General features: G+C 69.6%; 13 protein-coding genes. 3 read left to right on the forward strand and 10 right to left on the reverse strand.

What is annotated here, in order from left to right; genetic code table 11:
* Window positions 1-214: 214 nt before the first annotated feature.
* A complete protein-coding gene (locus tag LQ326_RS43105) occupies window positions 215-499 on the reverse strand; it encodes a glutaredoxin family protein (RefSeq protein WP_234544545.1) in 285 nt (94 codons plus the stop codon).
* 139 nt (window positions 500-638) lie between these two features.
* On the opposite strand from LQ326_RS43105, the gene LQ326_RS43110 reads away from it, so the two are divergent.
* From LQ326_RS43110 to LQ326_RS43120, 3 genes are all read left to right on the forward strand, one after another.
* Entirely contained in the window at window positions 639-1,562 is a 924-nt protein-coding gene (locus tag LQ326_RS43110; RefSeq protein ID WP_234544546.1) for an HAD family hydrolase, read from the forward strand.
* 528 nt (window positions 1,563-2,090) lie between these two features.
* On the forward strand, window positions 2,091-2,927 hold the full coding sequence (locus LQ326_RS43115; RefSeq protein WP_234544547.1) for an ECF subfamily RNA polymerase sigma factor, BldN family: 837 nt from the start codon (window positions 2,091-2,093) through the stop codon (window positions 2,925-2,927).
* Window positions 2,928-3,160: 233 nt separating this feature from the next.
* Entirely contained in the window at window positions 3,161-4,456 is a 1,296-nt protein-coding gene (locus LQ326_RS43120; protein WP_234544548.1) for a DUF5667 domain-containing protein, read from the forward strand.
* 119 nt (window positions 4,457-4,575) lie between these two features.
* Here the strand turns inward: LQ326_RS43120 and LQ326_RS43125 are convergent, their stop codons facing one another.
* From LQ326_RS43125 to LQ326_RS43165, 9 genes are all read right to left on the reverse strand, one after another.
* A complete protein-coding gene (locus tag LQ326_RS43125) occupies window positions 4,576-5,676 on the reverse strand; it encodes a lysophospholipid acyltransferase family protein (RefSeq protein ID WP_234544549.1) in 1,101 nt (366 codons plus the stop codon).
* Window positions 5,677-5,690: 14 nt separating this feature from the next.
* Window positions 5,691-6,776 carry an NAD-dependent epimerase/dehydratase family protein gene (locus LQ326_RS43130; RefSeq protein ID WP_234544550.1) on the reverse strand — a complete coding sequence of 362 codons (1,086 nt, stop codon included), beginning with the start codon at window positions 6,774-6,776 and terminating at the stop codon, window positions 5,691-5,693.
* Window positions 6,777-6,946: 170 nt separating this feature from the next.
* The gene (locus LQ326_RS43135) at window positions 6,947-7,045 is read right to left on the reverse strand and encodes a 30S ribosomal protein bS22 (protein ID WP_003948845.1); all 99 of its coding nucleotides are present in this window, start codon (window positions 7,043-7,045) and stop codon (window positions 6,947-6,949) included.
* A 129-nt stretch (window positions 7,046-7,174) separates the two neighbouring features.
* Complete coding sequence (locus LQ326_RS43140; RefSeq protein WP_234544551.1) at window positions 7,175-7,384, reverse strand: helix-turn-helix domain-containing protein; 210 nt, start codon at window positions 7,382-7,384, stop codon at window positions 7,175-7,177.
* A 130-nt stretch (window positions 7,385-7,514) separates the two neighbouring features.
* A complete protein-coding gene (locus LQ326_RS43145; protein WP_234544552.1) occupies window positions 7,515-8,330 on the reverse strand; it encodes a phosphatase in 816 nt (271 codons plus the stop codon).
* Window positions 8,331-8,938: 608 nt separating this feature from the next.
* Window positions 8,939-10,111 carry an acetoin utilization protein AcuC gene (locus LQ326_RS43150; RefSeq protein ID WP_234544553.1) on the reverse strand — a complete coding sequence of 391 codons (1,173 nt, stop codon included), beginning with the start codon at window positions 10,109-10,111 and terminating at the stop codon, window positions 8,939-8,941.
* Entirely contained in the window at window positions 10,062-11,285 is a 1,224-nt protein-coding gene (locus LQ326_RS43155) for an MFS transporter (RefSeq protein WP_234544554.1), read from the reverse strand. Before LQ326_RS43155 ends, LQ326_RS43150 begins: the two co-directional genes overlap by 50 nt.
* 81 nt (window positions 11,286-11,366) lie before the next feature.
* The gene (locus tag LQ326_RS43160; RefSeq protein WP_234544555.1) at window positions 11,367-12,104 is read right to left on the reverse strand and encodes a VC0807 family protein; all 738 of its coding nucleotides are present in this window, start codon (window positions 12,102-12,104) and stop codon (window positions 11,367-11,369) included.
* 93 nt (window positions 12,105-12,197) lie between these two features.
* Window positions 12,198-12,842 carry an HAD family hydrolase gene (locus LQ326_RS43165; RefSeq protein ID WP_234544556.1) on the reverse strand — a complete coding sequence of 215 codons (645 nt, stop codon included), beginning with the start codon at window positions 12,840-12,842 and terminating at the stop codon, window positions 12,198-12,200.
* Window positions 12,843-12,906: the final 64 nt, after the last annotated feature.

The following is a 12,906-nucleotide window of genomic DNA, read 5'->3' on the forward strand; positions in this document are numbered from 1 at the left end:
GGCTATGTCTTTGTGAACGCGTGCACAAAGATGGTGTCCGATTTGCCCGGCCAACGTGACCGGGGTCACGCGCCCCCGGCGCAGTCCTGCGGAACCGGCACACAAGCGTCCGCGCTCCCTCTCCGATGGGGGCAAAACCGTACACACTCCTTACGAATCCCGCCCCCGAGACCAAGCCGCCATCGATCCTAAGCGACTTCGCAGCCGGTTTGGACTAGTCGGTCAGTGCCTTGCGGAGCCGTTCCTCGTTCACGCGCCAGAAGGTGTGCTGTTCGCCGTCGACGAGTACGACCGGGATCTGTTCCCAGTACAGATCGTGCAGTTGCGGATCCTGGGTGATGTCCTTCCGCTCCCAGGACACTCCGAGATCGCCGCACACCTTCTCGACCACGGCCTGTGCGTCATCACACAGATGGCAGCCGGGTTTACGGATGAGGGTGACCGATCGCGCACTCGGCGCGGGCGCCTTCCGGCCAAAGAGGGGACTCATGACGCCCATTGTCCCGCCCCTGGCAGGGCATGTCCGCCGCCTTCTGCACGGGTTCTTCGCTTTGTTTAACGACCCGGTCGCGGAGAGTTCACACCCATCCAACTCCCGTGACCCCGGAACCCCCGAACGGACTGGCTATGCTCACGACATGGCCGCTCTCGGATGGCTCACTCCCCGTAGGCGCTCTGCCACGGCGCGGAGCGTGTTGGCAGGCGAGGCCTCGGCGGAGGCAGCGCGCAAGAACCAGGAAACGACGGCACCGCCGAAGGACGCCACGGAACCGGAGTTCCCGGTGCTCGGCGACGACAAGGCCGCCGCGTTCTTCGACCTGGACAACACCGTCATGCAGGGCGCCGCCATCTTCCACTTCGGCCGCGGGCTGTACAAACGCAAGTTCTTCGAGACCCGCGACCTCGCCAGGTTCGCCTGGCAGCAGGCGTGGTTCCGGCTGGCCGGCGTCGAGGACCCCGAGCACATGCAGGACGCCCGCGACTCCGCCCTCTCCATCGTCAAGGGCCACCGGGTCGCGGAGCTCCAGACCATCGGCGAGGAGATCTACGACGAGTACATGGCCGAGCGCATCTGGCCCGGCACCCGCGCCCTGGCCCAGGCCCACCTCGACGCCGGCCAGAAGGTGTGGCTCGTCACCGCCGCCCCGGTGGAGATCGCCGGCGTGATCGCCCGCAGGCTGGGCCTGACCGGCGCACTGGGCACGGTCGCCGAATCGGTGGACGGCGTCTACACGGGCAAGCTGGTCGGCGAGCCCCTGCACGGCCCGGCCAAGGCGGAGGCGGTACGCGCCCTGGCCGCCGCGGAGGGCCTGGACCTCTCCCGCTGCGCCGCCTACAGCGACAGCCACAACGACATCCCGATGCTCTCCCTGGTCGGCCACCCCTACGCCATCAACCCGGACACGAAGCTGCGCAAGCACGCCCGCGAGCTGGACTGGCGCCTGCGCGACTACCGCACCGGCCGCAAGGCGGCGAAGGTGGGCATCCCGGCGGCGGCGGGCGTCGGCGCGGTTGCCGGTGGCACGGCGGCGGCGATCGCGCTGAGCCGCCGGCGCCGATAGTTCGGCGCCGGCCGAGCAGGACATCGTCGCAGTACCGCGGACCGACTCCCGGCCGCGGGTGCGTCGTGGCTGATCGCGCAGTTCCCCGCGCCCCTGAGGGGCGCGCTGCCCAGCCGTGTCTCACATAGCCGCGGGCAGTCGTGCCGCTGGGGCGATGGGGGTCCCCCCGCTCGAGCGAAGCCGAGAGTGGGGGAGGGTGGGCGCGGGAGGCACCCTGCCAGCGCCGGTAAGCGTCCCCACCCCCGGCCCCCACCCCCCGCGCGCCCCGGATTGTCGCGCCGTCACCTCCACACGCCCCGCACATCGTCGAAACCCGCACGTTTCCGTTCAACAACCGATCAACCTAGGGCTCGCGAGACGCCACCAAAGGGTTACGGAAGCGAAGCAATCGATGATTTGAGCAACTCGGTGTAGCAGTGCCTGTACGAAGCGTTATTCTCCTCAGACGCAAACCGGTTCCTTTCCATCGCTACGACGAGTGAAAGGTTCCGTACTGCACGTGATGGAAGCTCTGCCTCTGGGAGTCCCGTGTACCCACACGTCGGGGTTGACGCCTCGGGCCTGGCTACGCTGCGCGCAACAGTCGCGGCGGTCAAAGAGACGCTGCGCGGCCTTGTCCCGACCGCGTACGCCGTCCCCGCCCTCGCCACCGCCGCCCCCGTCGGCCCGTGCTACGCACTGGCCGACGGCATGGAACAGGTGCCGGCGCGCGGCACCGTCGTCGAGGGCCGCCGGTCCGGCGACGGACGGGGCGTGAGCAGACGCGGCCGCACCACCGGCGCCGCCACCACCGCCCGCCGTCCGGCCGCGGACAGCGACAGCGCCCGCATGATGGACCTCGTGGAGCGCGCCCAGGCCGGCGAGGCCGACGCCTTCGGCCGCCTCTACGACCAGTACAGCGACACCGTCTACCGCTACATCTACTACCGGGTCGGCGGCAAGGCGACCGCCGAGGACCTCACCAGCGAGACGTTTTTGCGGGCCCTCAGAAGGATCGGCACCTTCACCTGGCAGGGCCGTGACTTCGGCGCCTGGCTGGTCACCATCGCCCGCAACCTGGTCGCCGACCACTTCAAGTCGAGCCGCTTCCGCCTGGAGGTCACCACCGGCGAGATGCTCGACGCCAACGAGGTCGAGCGCTCCCCCGAGGACTCCGTCCTGGAGTCCCTCTCCAACGCGGCCCTGCTCGACGCCGTACGGCGCCTCAACCCCCAGCAGCAGGAGTGCGTGACACTCCGCTTCCTCCAGGGCCTCTCGGTCGCCGAGACCGCCCGCGTCATGGGCAAGAACGAGGGCGCCATCAAGACCCTCCAGTACCGGGCCGTGCGCACGCTCGCCCGGCTCCTCCCCGACGACGCCCGCTGAACCGGCCACTCTGGGCGACCGCCAACTCGCGCTCCGTCAAAGCGTGTTGTCTTTCTCAGCCGATCACCGGCCGTGCGTAACCGAAGTGCCGAGCCGCTCGTTGTGCGGGATACAGGCTCCCTGTGGTCACGTCCGACCAGCCCAGATCACCCGATCGTGTGGACTGGTCGAGGGCGTGCAACCCTCAGGACCCCCTAGGGAGTCGACCGTCATGACGAGAGGAGGTGCCGCCAGTGATCGCGAACGTATCGGCCCACCGGCGGGCGAACGCCTTCGCCCAGGCCCTGGAGGAGCAGCCCGACCGGGAACCGGCGGCCGAGCGGTCCGGAGAACCGGCGGGCGATCCACCGGCCGCCCCGGGCGGGGCCGAACGGACCGAGCAGGGCAAGCTGTTGGCCCTGGCGACAGGGCTGGCCGCACTGCCCAAGCCGGAGCTCGACCCGGAGGTCAAGGTCGTCCAGCGAGCCCAGCTGGTGGCCGCGATGGAGGCCATGCTGGCGGAGGGCACCCTGGGCGGGGCGGCGGACGCTTCGGTACCCGCCCAGAACAGAGGGAGCGAAGCGGCTTCCGCGGAAGGGCGATGGCGGGAGACCGACGGGCGACCGGCCCGTTCCAAAGGCGCGCACCGGGCCAGCCCGCTCGGCAAGTTGCGACCGCGTTCCCGGTTCACCAAGGGGCTCGCCGCGGGCGGCCTGAGCGTCGGCGTGGCCGCCGGAGCCTTCGGCGGGGTCGCCGCCGCCAGCTCCGACGCCCTGCCCGGGGACTCGCTGTACGGCCTCAAACGCGGCATCGAGGACTTCAAGCTCAACTATCTGACCGACGGCGACGACCAGCGCGGCCAGACCTACCTCGACCAGGCCTCGACCCGGCTGATGGAGGCCCGCCGGCTGATGGAGCGGGGCCGCGGCGGCCATCTCGACCACGAGTCGATCGGTGAGATCCGGCGCACCCTGTCCGGCATGCGGCAGGACGTCACCGAGGGCCACCGCCTGCTCCACGAGGCGTACGAGCGCGATCCGGACTCCCTGGGTCCCATCCAGGCCCTGTCCGTCTTCGCCCAGTCCCACCGCGAGGCCTGGGGCGCCCTGCGCGAGAAGCTCCCGGTCCAGCTCGGGGACGTCAGCCAGCAGGTGTCGTCCGTCTTCGACGCCATAGACCAAGAGGTCGCCCCGCTGCAGTCCCTGCTCCCCCAGCCGTCCCAGGGCACCGGCGGCGGCACCGGAAAGCAGGGCTCCGGCACGGCGTCCACCGGCTCCTCCGGCAGCCACGGATCGTCGTCCCCGTCCTCCGGCAACTCCTCCTCGGGCCGCGACACGGGCAACGGCAGCCCCAGCGGCTCGGCCTCCGGCAACACCGGTGAGGGGCTGATCGGCGGCAGCACGGGCGGGCTGCTCGATCCTCCGAAGACCGGTTCGAGCAGCCAGTCCCCGTCGAAGAGCGCGTCCCCCGCACCGGACGTGACCCTGCCGCCGCTCCTGCCAGGGCTTCTGCCAGGGCTGGGCATCGACAGCGAGGACGCCGGCAACTGACGAAGACGGGGTGCCTCTCAGCCGAGGGGCACCCCGTCTCCCCAGCATCACGACTCAGAAAAACCGCCGGGAAGAACCCGCCAGAAAAAAGCCGCCGGGAAAACCCGCTGGTAAAGCCGTCAGAAGAAGACCGACCGCCGCTGCACGAGCAACTTGTACAGCGTGTGCTGAATCTGCTCCCGCACCTGATCCGTCAGGTTGAACATCAGCATCGGATCCTCGGCCGCCTCCGGCGGATAGCCATCCGTGAGGATCGGCTCCCCGAACTGAATCGTCCACTTCGTCGGCAACGGCACCGCCCCCAGCGGCCCCAGCCACGGAAACGTCGGCGTCAGCGGAAAATACGGAATCCCCAGCACCCGAGCCAGCGTCTTCGCGTTGCCGATCATCGGGTAGATCTCCTCGGCCCCCACGATCGAGCAGGGAATGATCGGCACCCCCTGCCGCAGCGCGGTGGACACGAACCCGCCCCGCCCGAACCGCTGGAGCTTGTACCGCTCGCTGAACGGCTTCCCGATGCCCTTGAACCCCTCCGGCATCACCCCGACCAGCTCCCCCTGCCCCAGCAGCCGCTCGGCGTCCTCCGCGCACGCGAGCGTGTGCCCGAGCTTCCGCGCCAGCTCGTTCACCACCGGCAGCACGAAGACCAGGTCCGCCGCGAGCAGCCTGAGGTGACGATTCGCCGGATGCCGGTCGTGGACGGCGACCTGCATCATCAGCCCGTCCAGCGGCAGCGTCCCGGAGTGGTTGGCGACGATCAGCGCACCACCCTCGGCCGGGATGTTCTCCATGCCCTTCACCTCGACCCGGAAGTACTTCTCGTACACCGGCCGCAGCAGGGACATCAGGACCTGGTCGGTCAGCTCCTCGTCGTACCCGAAGTCGTCGACCTCGTACTCCCCGGTCAGCCGCCGCCGCAGAAACGCGAGTCCGCGCGCGACGCGCTGCTCCAGGCCTGCCTCGTCGTGCGGCTGCTTCACGCCCGCCTCAGGGTTCTCCCGGGTCACATGCACATCCTCCTGCGCGGGGATCCGCCCGGCGAGAGGCGACACCTCACGCACCACGGCGGATTCGCGCACCGCCGCCGCGGGCTCGCGCACCGCCGCCTGCTCGGCACCGCCCTTGCGCCGGCTCCCCGCGGCCCGCCGCCGGGCCGGCCGCTGCACGGCAGCCCCGCGGGACCGGTCGTCGTCGAACGGAATGACCTTGGCGTCCGCCATCGTTGCTGCGCTCCTCAGTTGGCGCTCTGGGTCGGGTTCTGCGTCGGGGTCCTCGTCGACGCCCGCCCGCCGCTGAGGGCGGGCAGCGCGGCGATCCGGTCGACGGCCGCGGCCACGACCTGGGGCGGCAGCAGCCCCGGGACCTGGGCGCGCGCGAAGTCCGCGAACGTCGCCGCCGTCGTGTACTTCGGCCGGAATCCCAGCGTCTCGCGCATCTGGACGGTTTCCACCACCCGGCCGTGCGTCAGCAGCCGGATCTGCTCGGGCGAGAAGTCGCTCATGCCGAGCGTCCGCACCAGGGACCCGGCCCAGGTGACCGCCGGCAGCAGCAACGGCACGGTGGGCCGCCCCAGCCGCCGCGAACACTGCGAGAGGAGCAACACCCCGTCACCCGCGATGTTGAACGTGCCGCTGTTCAGCGTCCCCCGCTCCGGCTCGTGCGAGGCGATCCGCAGGACCTCGATGACGTCGTCCTCGTGCACGAACTGGAGCCGCGGGTCGTACCCGAAGACGGTGGGCAGCACCGGCAGCGAGAAATAGGAGGCGAGCGGAGAGTCCGCGGTCGGCCCGAGGATATTGGCGAACCGCAGCACGCACACCGCCACGTCGGGCCGCCTCCGGGCGAACCCGCGCACATATCCCTCGACCTCCACCGTGTCTTTCGCGAACCCGCCGCTGGGCAGGGACTTCGGCGGGGTGGTCTCGGTGAAGACCGCCGGATCCTTCGGTGCGGACCCGTACACGTTCGTACTGGATTTGATCACCAGCCGCTTGACGTTCGGCGACTTCTGACAGGCACCGAGCAGTTGCATCGTCCCGATGACATTGGTCTCTTTGACGGTGGTCCGGCTCCCGCTCCCCAGCGGCGTGCCGGTCACGTCCATGTGGACGACGGTGTCGGCACCGCTCTCGGCCAGCACCCGGGCGATGGTCGGCTGCCGGATGTCGGTCTGGATGAAGTCCGCCCCGCCCAGATGGTGCTCGGGCGGCACCGCGTCCACGGCGACCACCCGGTCCACCTCGGGATCACGCTGGATCCGCCGTACGAAACGGCCCCCGAGTTGACGGGCCACTCCGGTCACGAGCACGACCTTCCCCAAGATCAGCGCCTTTCTTCCGTGTTCCCGTATGCGGGCCAACTTAGCGGGTCGTTGTTGCGCCGGCATGCCCCACGACGGGCCACGACAGGCCGCAACGGCCGGAAAACGCAGTGGCCCCCCACCGTACTGGTGGGGGGCCACACACGAGCTCTCGCGGCTCGGCGCCGTACCTACTTCTTGTTACGACGCTGAACGCGCGTGCGCTTGAGCAGCTTGCGGTGCTTCTTCTTGGCCATCCGCTTGCGCCGCTTCTTGATAACAGAGCCCACGACTACCCTCGCTCACTTCTCATCACTCGGTGCTGGGCATCATGGGCCCATACGACCTACGAGGGGCTAGCCTACCCGTCCGAGCGCTGAGCTCGTAATCGAGGTGCTCCGGCCCTCCCGAAACCGTCGTCAGGCGGTCTCCACCCCCACGTAACTCTCGCGAAGGTAGTCGTGTACCGCCTGCTCGGGGACGCGGAAGGACCGCCCCACCCGAATCGCGGGCAGATGACCGCTGTGCACCAGCCGGTACACGGTCATCTTCGACACTCGCATCACCGCGGCGACCTCCGCCACGGTAAGGAACACAACCTCGTTCAGAGGCCTCTCGCCAGCTGCCATGACACACCTGAACCTTCCGCACTCGACGGGCCACCGGCTTCCCCTTCCGGTGACTCTTCGTCGTTGCGTGCTCACTCCCCAATGTAGGGGCGGGTGATGCGAGTGGGGAAGAGGTGCACCCATCGGCGGCCTACTGTGACAGACACGCTCGATTGAGTACGTAGCGGGTAAGCGGCGTGTAGCAGTCGGACCGCACGCCGTCATCAACCGGAACGGCCACGGACACCGCCCCCTCGGCCTCCCCCACGAAGAGCGCGGGGTCATCCGTATCCGCCAGCCCAATCGCCTCAAACCCCAGCTGACCTGCACCGCAGACCCACCCGTGATCCCCGACCACCAACTCCGGCAAGGGCCCTCCCCGCTCCGCCGCGGCATCCAGCGCCACCCGGACGGGCAACGGCGAATGCGTATGTGCCCCCGGCGCACAACCGGGGCGCCCACGGCCCACTTCTCGCACGAACCCGACTCCTCGTACGTAATCGAGGTTGCACGTACGTAGACCGAACCGGGTCGTTATGTCGACACAGCGACCCTGCGCGGGGGTGAGAATCTCACATCCCGCCGCCGACAGAGCGTCCGCGAGACCGGCGTAGAACCCGATCAGCCGGTGCGGATGCCCGGTTCCGAACAACACGGGAGCCCGCCGCCGGGCCACGGCCCCCACCCGCTCGGCAAACGCGTCCAGCCGGGCGACGGTCAAGTCGGGATCGATCACATCATGCCCTGAAACACACCGTGGATCGTCCGAAACCCCACACTTGGCCGCCATCAACCGAACCAACTCCCGCTCATCCCACCTCCCTTGCGGATCGATCCCGATCAGCACCCGAGGATCCCGAGCAGCGAACAGCCGATAACTCCGAAGACTCCACTCCCGCGAGGTCCCCACCGCCCCCGCCAGCCCAGCCCCCACCAAGTACGCCCGAAGCCCACCACCACTCACCACCCCACAAATCCTGACGGCCCCCACCCCGCCAGACCCCCAAAACACCCGAACACCGCACAGTCGGCGTAACCCAAAACCCAACCCACACCCCCAAAGCCAGCCCGGCGCCTACAGACGAAAGCCGCCGAGCACCCCCACCAGCCCACCCACCGCCCGAGAACGAAAGCCGGCCCCACCCCAACCCCCCAGCCCGCCCAACGCTTACGAACGAAGACCGTCCCGCACCCACCACCAGCCCACCCGGCACTCGAGGACGAAGACCGTCCCGCACCCACCACCAGCCCACCCGGCGCTTGCGGACCAAGACCGGCCCGCACCCACCACCAGCCCACCCGGCGCTTGCGGACCAAGACCGTCCCGCACCCACCACCAGCCCACCCGGCGCTTGCGGACGAAGGCCAGCCCGCCCGGCATCTGACCAGGAAAGCCGGTAGCTGCTTGCGGACGAAAGCCGGTCCGCACCCACCACCAGCCCGTCCGGCGTTTGAGGACGAGGCCGTTCAGGCCGATGCGGGGGTCCGGGGGCGGCAGCCCCCGAACCGGGCGGTCGAAGGGGGCCCACCCCCTGGAGGACGGGACGGGCAGGGGCGGCGGGGGCGAGAAAACCCCTACGCCAACAACCCCCGCAGCGGAAACACCGCCCGCCGAGTAGCCAGCACGGCCTGATCCAAGCGATCAGCGGGGTCGTACCCCACCTCCCACGCCGCCCACCCCACCGGCCACCGCCCATCCGTCATCCGCCCAGGCCCCAACTGCCGAGTCCGGGCAAACACCTCCTGCCGCCACGCCTCAGGCACCACCGTCTCAGGCGCAACCTCCCGCCCCGCCGCGATCCCCACCAGGTGCGTCCACGACCGGGGCACGACATCCACCACCTCGTACCCGCCCCCGCCCAACGCGACCCACTTCCCCCCGGCGTACTCATGCGCCAGCTCATGACACGCCACCTGCACCGCCCGCTGCGCATCCAGCGACACCGCCAGATGAGCCAGCGGATCCTCGAAATGGGTATCGGCCCCGTGCTGGGTCACCAGCACCTGCGGCCGAAAGTCGGCGACCAGCTCCGGCACGACGGCGTGAAACGCCCGCACCCACCCCGCGTCCCCGGTCCCCGCCGGCAACGCCACGTTCACCGCGCCGCCCTCCCCCGCCCCCGCGCCGACCTCCTGCGGCCATCCGGTCTGCGGGAACAACGTACGGGGATGTTCGTGCAGCGAGATCGTCAGAACCCGCGGATCCTCCCAGAACGCGGCCTGCACCCCGTCCCCGTGGTGCACGTCCACATCCACGTAGGCGACCCGCTCGGCGCCCAGCTCCAGCAACCGCGCGATCGCCAGCGCGGCGTCGTTGTAGATGCAGAACCCGGACGCGGCCCCCGGCATCGCATGGTGCAGCCCACCCGCGAAGTTCACGGCGTGATCGACGTTCCCACGCCAGACCGCCTCCGCCGCCCCCACCGACTGCCCGGCGATCAGCGCGGACACCTCGTGCATCCCGGCGAAGGCGGGATCGTCCACCGTCCCCAGCCCGTACGACTGATCGGCCGCCCCGGGATCCGCCGAAGCCGCCTTCACGGCCTCGATGTAGTCCTCCCTGTGCACCAGCCGCAGCGTCGATTCCCCGGCGGGCTTGGCCGCGACGACATCCATCACCCGATCCAGCCCGAAGGCGCTGACCAGACCCCAGGTCAACGCCAGCCGGACCGGATCCATCGGATGGCCCTGACCGAAGTCATAGCCCGTTACTGCCTCGTCCCACATCAGCTGTGCGCGGCCGCTCATGCCCGCCACCGTATCGGTCCGACCTGGTCGCGAACGAACGGGCATACACCAGTGTCACCAGCACCAACACCATCGGCACCGACATCGCCCCGCGGTAACTCCACGCATCGCCCAGCGCCCCGACCAACGGCGAGCCGACCAGGAACCCGACGTAGTTGAAGACGTTCAGCCGGGCGATGGCCGCATCCGAAGCCCCCGGAAACAGCCGGCCCGCCGCCGCGAAGGTCTGCGGCACCAGCACACACAACCCCAGCCCCAGCAGAGTGAACCCGGCCATACCGACCCAGGCTCCCGGCGCCGTCGCCACCACCGCGAACCCGGCCGCCGCCACCAGCGCCCCCAGCCGTACGACCGGCACGGCACCGAACCGCCGTACCCCGAAGTCCCCGATGGTCCGGCCGACCAGCGTGGTCACCATGTACACGTTGTACGGCACGGTGGCGAGCTGCTCACTGCTGCCCAGCACGTCCTTGAGGTACTTCGCACTCCAGTTTGAGACGGTCGAGTCCCCGATGTAGGCGAAGGTCATCACCAGACACAGCGGCAGCAGCAGCTTGAAGACGACACCGCCCGCGCCCCCGTCCCCGCTGGCCGCCCCGTCCTCCACCGGCGCGGGATCACCGTCCACGTACCACCGGCTCCCCACCAGCGCGGCCGGCAGCAGCACCGCGACCACCGGGAGGTACGACACCCACAGCGCGAGATGCCAGTGCGCCCCCACCCAGGCCAGCGACGCCCCGAGGATCCCGCCGAGGCTGTACGCGGCATGGAAGCTGAGCATGATGCTGCGCCCGTACGTCCGCTGCAGGCTCACCCCGAGCATGTTCATCGAGGCGTCCAGCGCACCCACGGCCAGCCCGAACACGCCCAGCGCCACCGCCAGCTCGGCCATCACCCCGCCGGACCCCGCCCCGAGCAGCGCCAGCATCACCACCGGCTGGGACCAGCGCAGCAGCAGGCTCGGCCGTATTCGCTTCACCAACTGCTCGGTGGTGACACTGCCGACGCCGGCCAGGATGGGCACGGCAGCGAGAAAGACCGGCAGCAGCGCGTCGGAGACGCCGTACCGGTCCTGGATGGCGGGAATGCGCGTCACCAGCAGCGCGAAGGTGGCGCCCTGGGTGAAGAAGCTGAACGCCAGCGAGGCCCTGCCGCGCCGCAGCACATCTGTCATGGCGGCGAGCGTAGGGCCCCGGCGTACTCGTGGGTAGATCCAGCCAAAGATGAATTTCCTTCAGCTTTACTTTCCTGCCGCTCAGGCGGCGACCGCGAGCTCCTGTTCCCGCGCCTGCTCCTGCGCGGCTTCCTGACGCTTCACCTCGTCGGTGATCAGGCACGCCATCGGCTCGGCGGCCGCCCTTGCGCAGAGCACCATGCCGAGGCTGATCGCGACGACCAGGAGGAGCGAGCTCAGCCAGACCATGGTGGCCACGGGGATCGTGTAGGCGCCCACGACCCGGGCGACGCACTCCGCCACCAGCACCAGACCCCAGATCACGGAGAAGACCCGCTCCTTGCGCAGGAACTCCGCCGACCGGGCCGCGGTGCCGGACGCCAGCCGCTCCCAGGCGGCCTCCCGGGCCGCGTCGCCCTTCAGCAGGAAGGGCTTCAGTCCCGCCGTCATCATCGGCCTGCCCAGCGCCACCGACACCAGGATCCCGATCCCGATGGTGCTGCTGACCGCACCGTCCTTGGCGAGCATGAGCCGCGGGTCACCGGAGACGAAGCTCAGCGCCAGCCCGACCACGTTCACGACCAGGATGAGCGCCGCCAGCCCGTTGACCCGGCGCTCCTTCACCACACTCCAGAGCGTCCGCACGGCCGGCACCACGCTGCTCCAGGCGAGCGCCGCGAAGGTGCCCATCCCGAAGGCCCCCTTGAAGAAGTAGTACGACCCGAGGGGTACCGCCACATCCACGAGCAGCGGCCGGAGGTTCTCCAGCACGCTGGGCTGCTGCTTGCTCTGGGACTCGGTGTTCGTCGTCTTCGTCATGCCCTCAGCTTCGCGGCCGGACGGGGTTCCCCAGTAGAAACGATCGTCCGGAGCTCGGCATGACAATTGTCAGCCCTGTCGTCATGCCCCCGGTCATTCCAGCAGGTCAACCAACTGCGCCATGTCGGAGAAGAGTTGGGTGGCCTCCTGCAGCCGGTCGGCCGGTGTCATCGCCGTGAACCCGTACACGTCCATGCCGGCCGCCACAGCCGCCTGCACCCCCAGTGGACTGTCCTCCACGACGGCACACCGCCCCGGCGCGACCCCCATCCGCTCCGCCGCGTACAGGAAGAGATCGGGCGCCGGCTTTCCGCGCCCCACGTCCTGTGAGCTGAAGATCCGCGACTCGTCGAACCACCCGTCGAGCCCGGTCGTCCGATGCCCCACCCGAATCCGCTCATGGCTCCCCGACGACGCCACGCAGTACGGCACCCCGTCCGCCGCCAGCTGCTCCAGTACCCCGGCCGCCCCCGCCACGGGCTTCAGCTCCTCCTCGAAGGCGGCGAACACCCGCGCATGGAAGACATCGTCGAAGTCGTCCGGCAGCCGCTGCCCAGTGCGCTCCAGGACGAGCTCATGGATCCGGTGCATCGCGGATCCCATGTAGTCCCGTATGGAGTCCTCGTAGGACGTCCGGTGCCCCAACTCGGTGAGACAGGCGGCCAGGAGCCGGTTGGAGATGGGCTCGCTGTCGACGAGGACGCCGTCGTTGTCGAAGATAACCAGGTCGTAGCGCATGCCTCAGAGCTTAAACGCCGCCGTGAACGCAGAAAGGCCCACGCCGTGATGGCGTGGGCCTTTC

Source organism: Streptomyces shenzhenensis (assembly GCF_021462265.1).
GTDB lineage: Bacteria > Actinomycetota > Actinomycetes > Streptomycetales > Streptomycetaceae > Streptomyces > Streptomyces shenzhenensis.